13 protein-coding genes are annotated in these 17,925 nt (G+C 59.1%); 11 read left to right on the forward strand and 2 right to left on the reverse strand.

Annotated elements, in window-relative coordinates:
- Positions 1 to 34 precede the first annotated feature (34 nt).
- From ACZ9W6_RS09455 to ACZ9W6_RS09470, 4 genes are all read left to right on the forward strand, one after another.
- Positions 35 to 1,147, forward strand: a complete 1,113-nt coding sequence (locus ACZ9W6_RS09455; RefSeq protein WP_465190865.1) for an anhydro-N-acetylmuramic acid kinase — start codon at positions 35 to 37, stop codon at positions 1,145 to 1,147.
- 71 nt (positions 1,148 to 1,218) lie between these two features.
- Complete coding sequence (locus tag ACZ9W6_RS09460) at positions 1,219 to 3,510, forward strand: DNA translocase FtsK (protein ID WP_465190866.1); 2,292 nt, start codon at positions 1,219 to 1,221, stop codon at positions 3,508 to 3,510.
- A gap of 26 nt (positions 3,511 to 3,536) precedes the next feature.
- Complete coding sequence (hemH, locus tag ACZ9W6_RS09465; RefSeq protein ID WP_465190867.1) at positions 3,537 to 4,613, forward strand: ferrochelatase; 1,077 nt, start codon at positions 3,537 to 3,539, stop codon at positions 4,611 to 4,613.
- Positions 4,614 to 4,876: 263 nt separating this feature from the next.
- The gene (locus ACZ9W6_RS09470) at positions 4,877 to 6,070 is read left to right on the forward strand and encodes a branched-chain amino acid ABC transporter substrate-binding protein (protein WP_465190868.1); all 1,194 of its coding nucleotides are present in this window, start codon (positions 4,877 to 4,879) and stop codon (positions 6,068 to 6,070) included.
- Between the two features lie 125 nt (positions 6,071 to 6,195).
- Here the strand turns inward: ACZ9W6_RS09470 and typA are convergent, their stop codons facing one another.
- Positions 6,196 to 8,010, reverse strand: coding sequence for a translational GTPase TypA (typA, locus tag ACZ9W6_RS09475; protein ID WP_465190869.1), 1,815 nt, complete (start codon positions 8,008 to 8,010; stop codon positions 6,196 to 6,198).
- A 114-nt stretch (positions 8,011 to 8,124) separates the two neighbouring features.
- Between typA and ACZ9W6_RS09480 the strand changes: the two genes are divergently transcribed.
- Positions 8,125 to 8,991, forward strand: coding sequence for a hypothetical protein (locus tag ACZ9W6_RS09480; protein WP_465190871.1), 867 nt, complete (start codon positions 8,125 to 8,127; stop codon positions 8,989 to 8,991).
- A gap of 83 nt (positions 8,992 to 9,074) precedes the next feature.
- Here the strand turns inward: ACZ9W6_RS09480 and ACZ9W6_RS09485 are convergent, their stop codons facing one another.
- On the reverse strand, positions 9,075 to 10,070 hold the full coding sequence (locus ACZ9W6_RS09485; protein WP_465190872.1) for an NAD(P)H-quinone oxidoreductase: 996 nt from the start codon (positions 10,068 to 10,070) through the stop codon (positions 9,075 to 9,077).
- 48 nt (positions 10,071 to 10,118) lie between these two features.
- Between ACZ9W6_RS09485 and ACZ9W6_RS09490 the strand changes: the two genes are divergently transcribed.
- The 6 genes from ACZ9W6_RS09490 to ACZ9W6_RS09515 all read left to right on the forward strand — a co-directional run bounded on the left by ACZ9W6_RS09490 (position 10,119) and on the right by ACZ9W6_RS09515 (position 17,913).
- On the forward strand, positions 10,119 to 12,542 hold the full coding sequence (locus ACZ9W6_RS09490; protein WP_465190873.1) for a heavy metal translocating P-type ATPase: 2,424 nt from the start codon (positions 10,119 to 10,121) through the stop codon (positions 12,540 to 12,542).
- Positions 12,542 to 12,727: a cbb3-type cytochrome oxidase assembly protein CcoS gene (gene ccoS / locus ACZ9W6_RS09495; RefSeq protein WP_465190874.1), complete on the forward strand. Its 186-nt coding sequence runs from the start codon at positions 12,542 to 12,544 to the stop codon at positions 12,725 to 12,727. The genes ACZ9W6_RS09490 and ccoS overlap by 1 nt, the downstream gene beginning before the upstream one ends.
- A gap of 124 nt (positions 12,728 to 12,851) precedes the next feature.
- Positions 12,852 to 14,222 carry a Trk system potassium transporter TrkA gene (gene trkA / locus ACZ9W6_RS09500; protein ID WP_465190875.1) on the forward strand — a complete coding sequence of 457 codons (1,371 nt, stop codon included), beginning with the start codon at positions 12,852 to 12,854 and terminating at the stop codon, positions 14,220 to 14,222.
- Positions 14,222 to 14,623 carry an SMU1112c/YaeR family gloxylase I-like metalloprotein gene (gloA2, locus tag ACZ9W6_RS09505; RefSeq protein WP_465190876.1) on the forward strand — a complete coding sequence of 134 codons (402 nt, stop codon included), beginning with the start codon at positions 14,222 to 14,224 and terminating at the stop codon, positions 14,621 to 14,623. The genes trkA and gloA2 overlap by 1 nt, the downstream gene beginning before the upstream one ends.
- A complete protein-coding gene (locus ACZ9W6_RS09510; RefSeq protein WP_465190877.1) occupies positions 14,617 to 16,071 on the forward strand; it encodes a TrkH family potassium uptake protein in 1,455 nt (484 codons plus the stop codon). The genes gloA2 and ACZ9W6_RS09510 overlap by 7 nt, the downstream gene beginning before the upstream one ends.
- A 3-nt stretch (positions 16,072 to 16,074) precedes the next feature.
- Complete coding sequence (locus ACZ9W6_RS09515; protein ID WP_465190878.1) at positions 16,075 to 17,913, forward strand: lytic transglycosylase domain-containing protein; 1,839 nt, start codon at positions 16,075 to 16,077, stop codon at positions 17,911 to 17,913.
- Positions 17,914 to 17,925 lie beyond the last annotated feature (12 nt).

Raw genomic sequence — 17,925 nt, forward strand, 5'->3', positions numbered from 1 at the left:
GTGAAAACGCCCTGAACTTTTTCAGGGCGTTTTCATGTCTGATCTGTTTATCGGCCTGATGTCAGGCACCAGTCTCGATGGCGTTGATGCTGTTCTCGTCGACTTTGCCAGCGGCACACCGGCCGTTATCGGCCACACCGCCATTGACTACCCCGAAGACATCCGCGAGCAAGTGCTGGCACTGCAGTTACGTGGCCATGACGAACTGCACCGCACCGCACTGCTGGCCAATCAGCTATCCCGCCTCTACGCGCGTGCTGTCGAACAGCTGATCACACAGTGCAATATCAGCAAGGCACAGATTCAGGCCGTCTGCTGTCACGGCCAGACCATACGTCATGCTCCCGAGCAAGGTTACAGCTGGCAAATCGGCAATCACGCCCTGCTTGCCGAGCTGACCGAGCTGGATGTAATCGGCGATTTTCGTTCCAGCGATATCGCCGCCGGCGGCCACGGCGCGCCCCTGGTGCCGGCGTTTCATCAGCGCGTCTTTGCCAGCCCGTCGCTCAACCGCGCCATCATCAACATCGGCGGCATCGCCAATATCACCTTCCTTGGCAAAAACGGCGAGGTACTGGGCTTTGATACCGGCCCCGGCAATATGCTGATGGATGCCTGGATAATGACCCACTGCGGCCAACCTTATGACCGCAACGGCGACTGGGCGGCCAGTGGCCAGATCTCTGCCTCTCTACTGCGGGATCTGCTTGATGAAAGTTATTTCTCTCTCGCGCCACCCAAAAGCACCGGCCGCGACCTGTTCAATACCGAATGGCTTCACAGCAAGCTGGCTGCCTACCCGGCCCTGTCACCCGTCGACGTGCAGGCCACATTGTGCGAGCTGACGGCGCACAGCATTGCAAATGCGGTGCGCCAGACAGCCACCGATATTGCCGAGGTCTATTTGTGTGGCGGCGGCGCCTTCAACCGCCTCTTGCATTCACGCATCCAGTCCTTGCTCCCCGATAGCAGCGTGCTCAGCACCACCACCCTGGGCCTGCCACCGCAGCTGGTCGAATCCGTCGCCTTTGCCTGGCTGGGCTGGCGTTTTCAGCAACAGCTAAGCGGAAATCTGCCCAAAGTGACGGGCGCAGCCGGCTTACGCATCCTTGGCGCATGGTATCCGGGCAGAAAGCCAGCGCTTTGATATGACTATGCATAAACGGATAGCAGTTTTGCCTATATAATGCTCAGCCGATCTGAATCACAAATAAATCAATGCGACTGTTCAAGCGCAAAGCTGCAGTAAGAAATACCAATCCATTACCACCGCGCCTCTCGGCCCTGCTTCGAGAAGCGTGGTGGCTACTCATGGCCGCAGTAGCGATCTATCTGGTCATCACACTTGCGACTTTCTCGCCCAGCGATCCATCGTGGTCGCACAGCTCGGCCGACAGCAACATCCGCAACTACGGCGGCGCATTTGGTGCATGGCTATCAGACGTGTTGCTCTATCTCTTCGGCTACTCGGCATGGCTGTGCGTGGCCTTCTGCCTGGCCGCCATCGCCTGGGGGTATCAGCGACTCGGCGAAGGCGTGCGCAAACCGGGCCCCACAGCCTGGCTGGCCAGCATGGGTTTTGGACTGATGATTCTCTCCGGTGCCAGTCTCGAGAATCTGGCTTTCCATGAGAAGAGCCTGGCGCTACCACTTGTCGCCGGCGGCATGATCGGCCAATTTATCGGCCAGAGTTTTGCACACAACTTTGGCATGACTGGCGGCGGACTGATTCTACTGGTTACGGCCGCGATCGGCGTCTCGCTCTTTAGCGGCCTATCCTGGCTGAATCTGATGGAAAAGCTCGGCGGTGCGCTTGAAAACGCCGCCATCCGGCTCTGGGAGGGCTGGCAAGCCCGCCAGGATAGAGAAATCGGCCGCGAAGTCGCACAAAAACGCGAAGAAAAAGTCGTCAGCGTCAAGAAAAAACAGGAAGAGCAAGCGCCGGTTCGTATCGAGCCACCTGTACTTGAAGTGCCGCTCTCGCCCAAAGTGCAAAAGCCGGTACAACAATCGCTGTTTGCTGCACCGGGTGACAACAGCATTCCGGGGCTTGCCCTGCTGACACCACCATCCGACCAAGGCGAGCCGGTAACCGCCGAGACGGTTGAATACACCTCACGCCTGATCGAACGCAAACTCGCCGACTTCGGCGTTGACGTCAAAGTCATCGCCGCCTATCCCGGCCCAGTGATTACCCGCTACGAAATCGAACCAGCAGTCGGGGTAAAAGGCTCGCAGATCGTCAATCTGATGCGCGATCTGGCCCGCGCACTGAGCCTGGTTTCGATTCGCGTCGTCGAGACCATCCCCAACAAGACTTTTATGGGCCTGGAACTGCCAAACCCGAAACGGCAGATTGTGCGCCTTTCCGAAGTTATCGGCTCGGAAGGCTACCAGAACATGAGCTCCAAGCTATCAATGGCACTAGGCAAGGATATTGCCGGTCAGGCCGTCTCTGCCGACCTGGCCAAGATGCCGCACGTTCTCGTGGCAGGCACCACCGGCTCGGGTAAATCGGTCGCCATCAACGCGATGATCCTGTCCATGCTGTACAAGGCCAGCCCGCGCGAAGTCCGCCTGATCATGGTTGATCCGAAAATGCTGGAATTGTCGGTTTACGAAGGTATTCCGCACCTGCTGGCACCGGTTGTCACCGACATGAAACAAGCGGCCAACGCCCTGAACTGGTGTGTCGGCGAAATGGACAAGCGCTACAAACTGATGTCCAAACTCGGGGTGCGCAACCTCGCCGGCTACAACCAGAAGATTCGTGACGCCGAAAAATCAGGCGAAAAGATCCCTAATCCGTTCAGCCTGACACCGGAAACGCCGGAGCCACTCGACACCCTGCCGCTGATCGTCGTGGTCATCGACGAGCTGGCTGACCTGATGATGGTTGCCGGCAAAAAAATTGAAGAACTGATCGCCCGCCTTGCCCAAAAAGCACGCGCCGCTGGCATTCATCTGATTCTTGCCACGCAAAGACCATCGGTTGACGTGATTACCGGCTTGATCAAGGCCAACGTCCCCACGCGCATTGCCTTCCAGGTCTCAAGCAAGATTGACAGCCGTACCATTCTTGACCAGATGGGTGCTGAAGCCCTGTTAGGCCAGGGTGACATGCTCTATCTGCCGCCCGGCACCGGCTACCCCCTGCGCGTGCACGGCGCCTTTGTTGCCGACGACGAAGTACACCAGGTAGTCGAATACCTGAAAACTACCGGCGCACCTGACTACATCGACGGCATCCTGACCGGTAGCGTCGATGGGGAAAGTGGCGAAGGTGGCGAATTCGGTGACGCCGATAACGAGCAAGACCCGCTCTACGATGATGCGGTAGCACTGGTACTGAAAACCCGCAAAGCGTCCATCTCGTCAGTCCAGCGCCACCTGCGCATCGGCTACAACCGTGCTGCCCGCCTGATTGAACAGATGGAGCTCAGCGGTGTCGTATCTGCAGCGGGCCACAACGGCAACCGTGATGTCCTGGCCCCGGCACGCAACGACTGATCCGTCACGAAACAGATAACAAGACCATGCAAAAAGAACCAGCTTTTCGCCATGACTACCAAAGCCGTACCGGTATCCTGCTGATCAACCTCGGCACACCGGAAGCACCGACAGCCAAAGCCTTGCGCCCTTATCTCAAGCAATTCTTGTCAGACCCGCGCGTGATTGAAATTCCGCGTCTTGTCTGGCTACCGATACTTCATGGTTTCATTCTCCCCTTCCGGCCGCGCAAGAGTGCCGAGAAGTACGCCAGCATCTGGCAAAGCGGCGGCTCACCGCTATTGCTACACACCCGACAGCAAACTGCTCTGCTGCAGCAAAAACTCGCACAAGCCGGGCAAGAGCACTTGCAAGTCGAATTTGCCATGCGCTACGGCCAACCTTCTGTCGCCAGCGTGATCGACAAGATGCGCAGCAATGGTGTTGAGCGTCTGCTCGTGATACCTCTGTACCCGCAGTATGCGGCCTCGTCCGCTGGCACTGCACTGGACGATGTTTTCCGGCACCTGAACAAACTGCGCAATATGCCCGAAGTCAGAACCGTTCGTCATTTTCACGACCACCCACTGTATATCGAGGCACTGGCACAACAAGTCGAACAGCACTGGGCAAACGTCGGTCGTGGCGACAAGCTGCTGATGTCTTTTCATGGCGTTCCGAAATTCACTCACGACAAGGGCGACCCATACTTCTGCGAGTGCCAGAAAACCGGTCGCCTGCTTGCCGAGCGCCTGGAGCTTGCAAAAGACCAGTACGAAGTCTGCTTCCAAAGCCGCTTCGGCCGGGCCGAGTGGCTGAAACCCTATGCGGCTGAAACATTGGCCAACCTTGGCAAGGCTGGGACGGCCAAGCTTGACGTCATTTGTCCGGGCTTTGTCAGCGACTGCCTTGAGACGCTCGAAGAAATTGCCATGGAAGGCAAAGAAATTTTCCTCACCAATGGGGGCGGTGAATACCGCTACATCCCTTGCCTGAACGAGCAAGATACCTGGATCCAGACGCTGGAATCGCTAGTAATGCAACACTCTGCTGGCTGGGAAAGTACAAGTGCGCAAAGTGACTCGCGCAAAGAACGCGCCATACAATTTGGCGCAAAATGCTAGCAAATGCAGTATTTTGTACACAATGGCGCACCCAAATGGTGCGCCATTGTGCTATTTGGCACTGACAACGCTCAACACAATCCCATTGCAGTGCAACATTTCAGGCACGACCAAGCAGCCCGCCTGGCACAAGCAACTCACTTTGATTTGCCCCTCGTTGACACTCAATATGGCTCTACGCATAATCAGTCCGCATCTGCCCTTTCCAAAAGAATGACGGCAGACCATACGAGTCACATTAAGAAGACCAGGGGAAATACAAGATGAATAAATTCGCACGTCTCAGCCTCTTTGCAGCCGCTGCCATCGCACTGACCGCTTGCGGCCAAAAAGAAGAGAAACCAGCAGAACAAGCTGCCGCTGCTCCAGCAGAAGCCGCCGGTGAGGTTGTCGTCAAAATCGGCCAAGTCTCCCCAATGACCGGCCCGATTGCGCACCTGGGTAAAGATAATGAATTCGGCGCCAAACTGGCGATCGAAGATCTGAACGCCGAAGGTGTTGAAATCGGCGGCAAGAAAGTCAAGTTCGAACTGGTTTCGGAAGATGACCAGGCCGACCCGAAAATCGGCACCCAGGTTGCACAGCGCCTGGTTGATGCCGGCGTAGTCGGCGTAGTTGGCCACCTGAACTCCGGTACCACCATCCCTGCTTCCAAGATTTACTCCGATGCAGGCATTCCACAGATTTCTCCGTCCGCCACCAACCCGGACTACACCAAACAGGGTTTCAAGACCACCTTCCGCGTGATTGCCAACGACGTACAGCAAGGCAAAGCACTGGGTGAGTTTGCCGTTGACACCCTGAAGGCCAAGAAGATCGCCATCATTGACGACCGCACTGCCTACGGCCAAGGTCTGGCTGACGAGTTCGAAAAGGCCGTCAAAGCCAAAGGTGGCGAGGTTGTGAAGCGTGAATTCACCACCAACACCGCAACCGACTTTAACGCTATTCTGACCTCCATCAAAGCCACCAGCCCTGAAGTTATCTTCTACGGCGGCATGGATGCACAAGCTGCGCCACTGGCCAAGCAGATGCAGCGCTTGGGCATCAAGGCCAAGCTGATGGGTGGCGATGGCTGGCAGACTCCGGAGTTCATCAAGCTGGCTGGCGAAGCTTCTGAAGGCCAGTACTCCTCCAGCTGCGGCGTACCACGCGACAAGATGCCAGGCTTCGCCGCCTTCAACGAACGCTTCAAGGCCAAGTTCAACACCGAGGTACAGATCTACGCACCGTACGAGTACGATGCTGTGAAAGTACTGGTTGACTCCATGAAGCGTGCAGGCTCTACCGATCCTAAGGCTTACCTGCCAGAAGTTGCCAAGACCCAGCTGACTGGCGTTACCGGCCCGATCGCCTTTGATGACAAGGGCGACATCAAGGATGGCGCTGTAACCGTTTACCAGGTTAAAGGCGGCAAGTGGGAAGTTGTTTCCACTGTTGGTGGCCCAGCCAAGTAAGTGCTGTACCAATCAGGAAAAACCCGCCAATCGGCGGGTTTTTTCATGAGCACCTCAGTAGCAGTGCGAACTTGATACAGCCGTAAAAAAAACCGCCCTTTCGGGCGGTTTTTTCATGACGTCGATCAGGACGACTCTTTGGCCATCTTGCGACGCTCATGCTCTTGCAGGTAGCGCTTGCGAATACGGATGGACTTAGGCGTAATCTCGACCAGCTCGTCATCATCGATAAACTCGACGGCAGACTCCAGAGTCAGCTTGATCGGGGTAGTCAGGCGAACAGCTTCGTCAGTACCGGAAGCACGAACGTTAGTCAGCTTCTTGCCCTTCAGCGGGTTCACGACCAGATCGTTGTCACGGCTGTGAATGCCGATGATCATGCCTTCGTAGAGCTTGTCGCCCGGGGAGACAAACATGCGGCCACGATCTTCCAGGTTCCACAGTGCATACGCAACGGCCTCACCATTGTCCTGGGAAATCAGCACGCCATTATGACGACCCGGCAGGTCAGCCTTGACCGGAGCATAGTCATCGAATACGTGGCTCATCAGGCCGGTACCACGAGTCATGGTCATGAAGTCGGACTGGAAGCCGATCAGACCACGCGCCGGAATGTGGTATTCCAGACGAGTGCGACCGTTACCATCAGATTCCATATTGGTCAGCTCGCCACGACGACGGCCGATCTCTTCCATCACACCACCCTGATGAGAGTCTTCCAGATCGATGGTCAGGTTTTCGTATGGCTCGCACTTCTCGCCATTGATTTCCTTGAACACCACGCGCGGCTTGGCCACAGCCATTTCGAAGCCTTCGCGACGCATGTTTTCCAGCAGAATGGTCAGGTGCAATTCACCACGACCGGATACGCGGAAGATATCGGAATCTTCGGTGTCTTCAACACGCAGGGCCACGTTGGTCAGCAGCTCTTTGGTCAGACGGTCACGAATCTGGCGCGAGGTAACGAACTTGCCCTCGGTACCAGCCAGCGGGCTGGAGTTAACCATGAAGTCCATGGTCAGGGTCGGTTCATCAACGGACAGCATCGGCAGGCCGACTGGCTGATCCTTGTCGCAAATGGTCACACCGATACCGATATCCTCGATACCGGAGATGATGATGATGTCGCCCGCTTCGGCTTCTTCAACCGGCACACGATCCAGACCCTTGTAACCCAGTACCTGGTTGATACGACCGGAAGCCACCTGGTCGTCATGGTTCATCACCACAACTTGCTGACCCGGCTTGATGCGACCGTTCAGTACGCGGCCAACCCCCAGACGACCGGTGTAGCTGGAGTAGTCCAGCGCGGCGATCTGCAGCTGCAGCGGCGCATCCGGGCTACCTGCCGGTGTCGGCACGTGCTTCAGTACGGTTTCAAACAGCGGACGCATGTCATCGGACTCGACGTCCAGCTCCAGCTTGGCAAAGCCGTTCAGACCGGAAGCGTAAATGATAGGGAAATCCAGCTGCTCGTCAGTTGCGCCCAGCTTGTCGAACAGGTCGAAAGTCTGGTCTACCACCCAGTCAGGACGCGCGCCCGGACGGTCAACCTTGTTGATCACCACGATAGGACGCAGGCCCAGAGCCAGTGCCTTCTTGGTAACGAAACGGGTCTGCGGCATCGGGCCTTCAACGGCATCCACCAGCAGCAGCACGCCATCAACCATGCCCAGTACGCGCTCTACTTCGCCACCGAAGTCGGCGTGGCCCGGAGTATCCACGATGTTGATGTGTACACCTTCGTATTCAATGGCGGTGTTCTTCGCCAGAATGGTAATACCACGCTCTTTTTCAAGATCGTTGGAGTCCATCACGCGTTCGTCAACCTGCTGGTTGTCGCGGAAGGTACCCGACTGGCGCAGCAGCTGGTCTACCAGCGTGGTTTTGCCGTGGTCAACGTGGGCAATAATGGCGATGTTACGGATTTGTCTGGTCATGGGATGCATCATCAAAAAAAGTCGCGCGATCTTAGCACAATCAGACGCTTGCATCACGGCGCAAGCGTCGATTTTTGGCTAAACTGTGCACATTCGATCAAGTGGAAACAACAAATGTACGACTGGAATGCATTATGGCACGCCCATCAGGCACATCTGCAACAACTGGCCAGCCAGCAACTTGACATCAACCAGTTGGCCGCAGAGCTCGACGCCGAACTGCGCCACCCTGCCAGAAACCTGCATGATGTCGCTACTTACGACGCCGGCGATCACTTCCTGCTACTGCGTCACGACAACGGCCTGCAGATGCTGAAGCTCGACAAGCGCCAGCTGTTCGACATCGGCATTCGCTTGGTTACTGATGACGAAGGCCAGCCCTACGCCCTGCCTTACCTCGAAGTACTGATCGACAATCTTGCCACCGGCGAAGAAGCGATCTGGCGAGCCGAGGTTGACTGCAGCGACGATGGCGAGCTGCTGGCCAATGGCGAAATTCTGGAGGCCGAGCGCATTCCGGCCATCGCGCTGCCGCCACTCTCCTTTATAGATGACCCTCGCTTTCACCATGCCCTGCAACAAGCTTGGCAAGAAGCCGCCGAGGGCATTACGCTCGACGCTGCGGCCTGGTTCAACACCGAGGCACTCGAAGACACCGAACTCGACACGCCGCTTGACGCGCGCATCCAGCAGATGTGCGACCGCTACGCCGAAATCATCCGCCGCGAGCAGGCACTGCTGTCGCGCCGCTTTGATGATGCCGAGCTGATGCTGATCGCCGAAGTGCTGCGTGGTGTGAGCTTCGAGACTGCAGACTCCTGCCGCGGCCTGTGGCTGGCAGTCGAAAGCCGCATCCTGCATGACGAGCTCGATCGCAAGCACGAAATAGACGGCGAAGCCCTGCTGGCAAAACTCAAGCAGCTGGGCTACACCCAAGAAGTCGCGCTGATCGAGGCGCTTGCGCCAAGCAACGCAGCCTGATGCCCCATGACGAAGGGGCAGCCAAGGCTGCCCCTTTTCCTATCGCCAAGCCCCTTGCAGGACTTGGCCATCTTGCCAGCACATCATGACGCCGCCGTGACAGGAAACAGCGTCAACACCACCTTGCCCTGATTAAGGTTGGCCGCAAGATGGCGATGCGCCTCGGCCACCGCCGCCAGCGGATAAGTGCTGTCGATGGTAAAGCGCAGCCTGCTATCGAGTAGCGCCGGCAGAATCTCCTGCTCCAGCGCTGCGGCCAACCTTGCCTGCACCGCCAAAGACTGACTGCGCAAGGTCGAGCCTTGAACGCGCAAACGTTTGACCAGCAGCTGACCCAGATTGATCTCGGCCTTGCCGCCGGACAGGATGCCGATATTGATCAGCCGCCCGTCCTGATTAAGGCATGCCAGATTATCGGCAAACAGGCTCGCGCCTATCGGGTCGAGAATCACATCCACCCCGCCCTGAGCCTTGAGTTGCGCGGCAAAACCTGGCGCGCGGCTATCAATCACCTCATCCGCCCCCAGCTGCCGGCACCAGTGACGCTTCTCTTCGCTGCCGGCACTGGCAATCACCTTGCAGCCAAGGCTTGCGGCCAACTGTATCGCCGCCGCCCCGACACCGCTGGCCGCCGCATGCACCAGCACCGTCTCGCCCGGATGCAGGCTCGCCTGCTCGACCAGATTGAACCACGCCGTCATCCACACCTCGGGCAGACTCGCCGCCTCTACCCAGCTCAGGCTGTCAGGCTTCGGAATCGCCAGTGCGCTATCCAGCAACGCATATTCGGCATAAGCCCCGCCCGGCACCAGACCAAACACTGCATCGCCAGCCTGAAAGCGAGACGGGCCATTGACGCTATCAACAATGCCGGCAACCTCCAGCCCCAGCACCGCTGATGCGCCGGCCGGTGGCGGGTACTTGCCTTCACGCTGCACAAGATCGGCACGATTGACACCGGCAGCCAACACCCGCACCAGCAATTGCCCGGGGCCTGGCACCGGCTTTTCTGTCAGCGACAGATACAGGCTACTTTCATCGCCAGGCTGGTCCTGGCACACCGTCAGCATGGACATCATTGACACTCCGCAAGCCTTTGCAAATCACTTGCATTACAATAGCACGCCATGAACGAAACCTGCTTCCACTGCGGCTTGCCGGCGCCCGCCGATGCCGATTTCCCCATCCTTTATCGCCAGCAACGCAAGGCCGCCTGCTGTGCCGGCTGCCAGGCCGTAGCGCAAACCATTATCGACGCCGGGCTGGATGATTATTACCAGCATCGCACCGAACAGGGCCGTCAGGCCGAGTCCTTGCCAACCGAGCTGCTGCAGCAGATCAAGCTGTACGACAACGACAGCCTGCAACAGAGTTTCGTGCGCACCGAAGACGGCGACATCCGCGAAGCCGCGCTGATGTTGGAAGGCATTACCTGCGCCGCCTGCGTCTGGCTGAACGAACAGCAAGTCCGTCGTCTGCCGGGCATCCTGTCTATAGATATCAACTACGCCAACCACCGTGCTCGCGTGCGCTGGGATAACAAGACACTGCAGCTGTCGCAGATTCTCGAGGCCATTGCCGCCATCGGCTATCGCGCCCACCCCTACGACGCCAGCCGCCAGGAAGCGCTGCATCAAAAAGAACGCAAGCAGGCGCTGAACCGGCTGTGGGTCGCCGGCCTGTCGATGATGCAGGTGATGATGTATGCCTATCCGGTCTATATGGCACCAGAAGGCGAAATCGAGACGCAATGGCTGTGGATGCTGCACTGGGCCAGTTTTGTACTGACGGTGCCGGTAATGCTGTATTCGGCGGTACCGTTTTACCGCAACACCCTGCGCGATCTGAAAACCGGCCGTGTCGGCATGGATACACCGGTGGCCATCGCCATCGTGGCGGCCTTTGTCGCCAGCTTCTGGGCGCTGATCAACAAGGTTGAACACGGCGTGTATTTCGACTCGGTGTCGATGTTCGTGTTTCTGCTGCTGGGTGGCCGTTATCTGGAAAGCGTGGCACGCCGCAAGACCGGCGAAGCAACCGAGCGATTAGTGAAGCTGCTGCCCGCCTTCGCCCACAAACTGACAAGTTGGCCGCAAGCGCGTGACACCGAAGCCGTAGCCGCGGCCAACCTTGCAACCGGCGACATGCTGCTGATCAAGCCGGGCGAGACCGTGCCGGCCGATGCCATCATCCGCGAAGGCAGCTCCAGCCTTGATGAATCCCTGCTCAGCGGCGAAAGCCTGCCGGTGGCACACAGCGTCGGTGACGAAATCATCGCCGGCAGCGTCAATACCAGCAGCCCGCTGATTGTCGAAGTCAGCCGCATTGGCCAGCAGACGCGTCTTGCCAGCATCGTGCGCCTGCTGGATCAGGCACAGGCCGAAAAGCCGCGGCTTTCGCGCCTGGCCGACCGCTTTGCCAGCTGGTTTGTCGCGCTGCTGCTGCTGGCCGCGATCGGTACTTATATCGGCTGGTATCCGCTCGACCCCGAGCATGCCTTATGGATTACCGTCGCTGTACTGGTGGTGTCCTGCCCGTGCGCGCTGTCGCTGGCCACCCCGGCGGCGCTGACTGCCGCCACCGGCCACCTCGCCCAGCTGGGCGTACTGACGGCTCGCGGCCATGCGCTCGAAGGTCTGAGCAAGATCACCGATGTGGTGTTCGACAAGACCGGCACGCTGACCCACGGCCGCATGCAACTGCTGGCCAGTCACAGCAGCGGCATCAGCAATGAACAGGCGCTCGCCATTGCCGCCGCGATGGAAGCCGGCTCCGAGCATCCGATTGCCCGCGCCGTACTGGCGGCCAACCAGCAAGCGCTGCCACCGATCAGCGCGCTGCAAAACACGCCGGGCCAGGGCATCAGTGCCACACTGGACGGCAAGCGCTGGAAGCTTGGCCGCCCGGCCTTTGCCTGTCATCAAGATCAGCTAGGCCGCCCGCAAGGCTGGCCGCAAGACTGCACCGAAATCATCCTGTCTTGTGACGATCAGGCCGTAGCGGTATTTGCCATCGGCGACCAGCTGCGCGAAGACGCCAGCCAGATGATCCGCGAATTACAGCAGCAAGGCCTGCAGGTACATCTGCTGTCCGGCGATGCGGCCGCCCCAGTACAGGCACTTGCCGGCAAGCTGGCCATCAGCCACTGGCAGGCCGCGGCCACGCCGGAGGACAAGCTCGCCTACGTCGGCCAGCTGCAACAACAAGGCCGCAAGGTATGGATGCTGGGTGACGGCATCAATGATGCGCCGGTACTGGCGCGTGCCGATGTGTCGCTGGCCATGGGCGGCGGCACCGACGTCGCCCGCGCCAGTGGCGATCTGGTGCTGATCCATGACGAGGTCGGCAAGCTGCCGCAAGCACTGCAACTGGCGCGTCGCACCATGAGAATCATCCGCCAGAATCTGTGGTGGGCAGCGCTGTATAATCTGCTGGCCCTGCCGCTGGCGATGGCCGGCCATGTCACCCCCTGGCTCGCCAGCCTCGGCATGGCGCTGAGTTCCTTGCTGGTCGTCTGCAACGCGCTGCGCCTCATCAAACGGGAAAGATAATGGAAAGTCTGTATTTGCTGATTCCGATGAGCATCGTGCTGGTGTTTTTCATCGGCGTGGTGTTCTGGTGGTCGACACGCTCCGGCCAGTTTGATGATCTGGAAGGCCCGGCACACCGCATCCTGATGGATGATGACGACTCGGCCGATGCTGGCAAGAACAGTCTCCCCGCTGATAAAGATTAAGCAATTACATTAAAAGTGCTTCCAGCACTTGCTTATCAATCAAGGACAATGCCTTGCATCCTCGGTAGAATGCAAGGCATTTCCATAACCGGCGCAAGGTTTTGCGCCCCGGCCAGGTGTCTCGATGCGAATTCTGATTCTGGGTGGCGGACAAGTTGGCGCCAGTGTTGCTGAAACCCTCACCGACGAAGGTAACGATGTCACGGTGGTCGATCAGGATGCCAATCTGCTGAAACTGCTGCAAAACCGCCTCGACATCCGTACCGTACTGGGCAATGCCGCACATCCGAGCATTCTGCAGAATGCCGGCGCGGATGATGCCGAAATGGTGCTGGCGCTGACCCGCAATGACGACACCAATCTGCTGGCCTGTTCACTGGCCAGCAGCAAATTCAATGTGCCGACCTGTATCGCCCGCATCCGCGCCAGCGAATATGTCGAAGGCGAGTTTGCCGTGCTGGCGCAATTTGCCGTCGACCACGCCATCTGCCCGGAGCAGATCGTCACCGACAACCTCTATCAGCTGCTGTCTTACCCGCGCGCCCTGCAAGTGCTGGAGTTTGGCGACGGCCTCGCCCAGTTGGTGGTGTCGCGCGCCGGCAGCGGCGGCTTGTTGCTCGGCCGCCCCTTGCGTCAGCTGCGTGACGACATGCCCGACACCGACGCCCGCATTTGCGCGATCTATCGTCAGGACAAACTGATCGTCCCCAATGGCGAAACCATCATCGAGCCGGATGACGAAGTTTTCTTCATTGCCGCCAAGAATGATGTGCCGGTAATGCTCAACGAGCTGCGCCGCAGCGAAAAACCGGTCAAGCGCGTGCTGATCGCCGGTGGCGGCAATATCGGCTATCGCCTTGCTCGCCTGCTGCAGCATGACTACGAGGTCAAGCTGATCGAGGCACGGCGCGAGCGCGCACAGTGGCTGTCGGAAAACCTCGACAAGGTGTTAGTGCTGCATGGCGAGGCAACAGACGAATCGCTGCTGGAAGACGAAAACATTGACGAGATGGACGTGTTCTGTGCGCTGACCAATGACGACGAAGACAATGTGATGTCCACCCTGCTGGCCAAGCGTATGGGCGCGCGCCGTGTGATTGCGCTGGTCAACCGCTCGAGCTATGTCGATCTGCTGGAAGGCAATCGCATCGACGTGGTGGTCTCGCCGCACCTCTCCACCATCGGCTCGGTGCTGTCGCATCTGCGTCGTGGCGATGTCAGCGCGGTCTACCCCTTGCGTCGCGGCCGCGCCGAGGCGATCGAGGCCATCATTCATGGTGACGAAAAAACCTCGCGCCTGGTTGGCCGCAAGGTGGAAGAAATCAATATGCCGGCCGGCAGCACCATCAGCGCGGTAATTCGCGGCAACCAGGTGCTGATGGCACACCACGACCTGCGGCTGGAAAGCGAAGATCATCTGATCATCTTTGTTTCGCGCCGCCGCCAGCTGCGCCAGATCGAAAAACTGATCCAGGTAAAAATGGGGTTCTTCTGATGCGCCTGCTCGCCATTCATCACACTGCCATCATCTGCAGCGACTATGCGCGCAGCCGTGCCTTTTATCACGAGCTGCTGGGCTTGCCGATTCTGGCCGAGAACTACCGCGCCGCGCGCGACTCCTGGAAGCTGGATCTGGCACTGCCCGACGGCAGCCAGCTCGAGCTGTTCAGCTTTCCCGCGCCCCCTGCCCGCCCCAGCCGCCCCGAGGCCTGCGGCCTGCGTCACCTCGCCTTTGCCACCGACGATCTGGATAGCTGCATCAGTGATCTGCTCGCTGCCAACGTGGCGGTCGAACCGGTGCGCGTCGATGAATATACCTGCAAGCGCTTTACCTTTTTTGCCGACCCGGATGGCTTGCCACTGGAACTTTACGAGAGCAAGAACAAGGCATGCTGAAAATCCTGCCCGTCGTCCATGTGCTGTCCAAGCTGATCATGCTGTTTGCGGCCATTTTCATTTTCCCGATCGGTCTATCGCTCGCTTACGATGATGGCACCGTCAGCTATTTCGCTCATGCAGCCGGCGTCAGCGGCCTGTTCGGGCTGATTTTGTGGTTGCTGACCGTGCGCTTCGAGGCCGAACTGAAGCCCAAGGACGGATTTATTCTGGTGACCCTGCTGTGGGTGAGCTTTGCCGGCACCGCCAGCCTGCCGATGCTGTATTACCTGCCGGGCCTGTCGGTCACTGATGCCTATTTCGAGGCCATGTCGGCGCTGACCACCACCGGCGCTACCACCCTGACCGGGCTTGATCGTCTGCCGCCAGCCATCAATTTCTGGCGACATTTTTTGAGCTGGCTCGGCGGCATGGGGATCATCGTGCTGGCCGTGGCCGTGTTGCCCATGCTCGGCATCGGTGGCATGCAGCTTTACAAGGCCGAGACGCCCGGCCCGATGAAGGACAACAAGCTCGCTCCGCGCATCGGTCAGACCGCCAAAAACCTCTGGTATGTGTACTCAACCCTGACACTGGTGTGCTTTGCCTGCCTGTATCTTGCCGGCATGTCGGTAATCGATGCGATCTGCCACGCCTTTACTGCCGTGGCGCTGGGCGGTTTCTCGACCAAGGATGCCAGCATCGGTCATTTCAACTCACCGCTGATCGAAGGCATCCTGTGCGTGTTCATGCTGCTGTCGGCACTGAACTTTGCCACCCACTTTCTTGCCTGGCAGCGCCGCTCGCTGAAATCCTATCTGCTGGATATCGAAGCACGCCACGTGCTGGGTCTGTTGTTCGGCAGCATTCTGGTAATGAGCGTGTATCTGTGGTGGCAGCAGATCTACACCTTCCCTACCGCCTTGCGCCATGTCACGTTCAACCTGATCTCGGTGGCCACTGACACCGGTTATGCCAGCGTCGATTATGCGCAGTGGCCGATCTTTGTGCCATTGTGGATGCTGTTCCTGTCCTGCCTGACCGTCAGCTCCGGCTCGACTGGCGGCGGCATCAAGATGATCCGCACCCTGATCCTGACCCGCCAGGGCTATCGCGAAATGAGCAGCCTGCTGCACCCCAAGGCGGTGATTCCGCTGAAGATCGGCCATCGTGTGATTCCGGATGCGGTTGCATTCTCGGTACTTGGCTTCATCTTTGTGTACTTCATGAGCGTGGTGTTTTTCACCTTCGTGCTGATAGGCAGCGGTCTGGATTTCATGACCGCCTTCAGCGCCAGCCTCGCCTGTATCAACAATATCGGCCCCGGCCTTGGCCAGATCGGCCCGGCCGGGAACTATAGTGGACTCAACGACTTCCAGATCTGGGTCTGTTCTGTTGCCATGCTGGTCGGCCGCCTCGAAGTTTTCAGCGTGCTGATCCTGCTCACCCCCACCTTCTGGCGAAAGTAAGTCATGAAACCCTTGCTGATTACCCTTGCCCTGTCGCTTTTGCCGCTGGCAGGACACGCTGCACTGACTGACGGCGAGCTGCAAAAAGCCCGCGAAGCCTATACCCGCAAAGACCTCGCCAGCCTGCAAGGCCTTGCGGCCAACCCTGTCGGCCTCGATGCCTGGCCAGCCTACTGGCAGGCCCTGCTGGCGCTGGACAAACAGGACGACGGCCCGGCCCGCCGCCTGCTGGGCAATACCCGCAATGCCTACCTCGACATCCGCTTGCTGAACAATCTCAGCCAGTATTACGGCAAGCAGGAAAACTGGTCTGCGGTACGCACTGTGGCCGGCAATCTCGCTTACGAAGATCAGGATGGCGAGACCCGTTGCTATCTGGAGGCCGCCCAGCTATTGGCACGGCAAACGCCCAAGCCGGACACCTCGCTGTGGCAGAAGGTGCGCCTGAGTGACGGCTGCTACCGCCTGACCGAGCTGCACGCCGCCAATGGCGTGATGAGCCGCGCGCAGGCCGAATCCCGCCTGCGCCTGCTGCTGGCCAGCAATTACCGCACTGTCGGTCAGACTTTTGCGCGTGCGGCCAACCTTGAGCAGGCCTTTTTTGCCAAAGACAGCCAGGAACAGCGCCTGCAAGAAATCCTGACGCTGGCGCGCAGCAATCTGAATGCCGCCCTCGTCAAACTCGCCAATAGCGAAAGCCTGCTGACTCAGGCGCAAAGCGGCTTTGCCTGGGGCTTTATAGCCCAGCGCAGCGCCCAGCAACTCAATATGCCGCAGGCACTGGACAGTTTTGCCCGCGCCGACGCCAGCCAGCTCACCGACGAGCAATGGGAATGGTGGCTGCGTGCCGCCCTGCGCCAGCAGGACTGGCCGCGCCTCGAACAGCTGAGCCGCGCCTTGCCAGAAGGCTTGCAGGATGACCGCGCCTGGCAATACTGGCGCGCGCGCAGCCTGATGGCGCTTGGTCGCCCACAGCAGGAAGCCACCCCGCTGCTGATCAAGGCCAGCTTTGCCCACGATTACTACGGCCTGCTGGCACGCGAAGAGCTTGGCGATGCTTTGGCAGAACCGGCGCAGCGTGACACGACCGACCCGAAACTGCGCAAACAGCTTGAGGCCGATAGCGATATCCGCCTGGTGCTGGCCCTGTCGCAACTGGCCGACCGCAGCGGTGACGCCAGCTGGCGCGAGGAAGGCCGCCGCCTGTGGCGCTGGAAAACTCGCAGCTTCAACGATGAACAACTGTTGGCCGCAGCCGAAATCGCGCTCGACAATCATCTGTACGATATGGCCATCCAGGCCGCCGAGCGCACCGTGCGCGTGCATGACTTCAATCTGCGCTATCTGACGCCGTATCGTGACGTCACCCGCCGTTACGCCAGCGAACTGGGCATAGACGAGGCCTGGGTATACGGCCTGATGCGCCAGGAAAGCCGCTTCCTGAATGTCGCGCGCTCCGGCGTGGGTGCCAGCGGCCTGATGCAGCTGATGCCGGCTACAGCGCGCTGGGTTGCCGGCAAGATCGGCATCAAGGACTATGCCGTCAACCACATCGACACCAATATCCAGCTGGGCACCTGGTATCTGAGTCACGTCAAGGACAGCCTGTCCGGCAACCCGGTACTGGCCACCGCAGCCTACAACGCCGGCCCCGGCCGTGCGCGCAGCTGGCAGAACGTGCTGCCGCTGGAAGGCGCGATCTACGCCGAAACCATTCCGTTTACCGAGACCCGTGACTACGTGCAAAAAGTCATGGCCAATGCCGTCTACTACAACGCTGCCTTCCGCCAGGGCAGCAGCAGCCTGAAGGTGCGCATGGGCACCATCCCCGGCAAAGGCTGACACAAGGAGCAA

Source organism: Vogesella lacus (assembly GCF_979366295.1).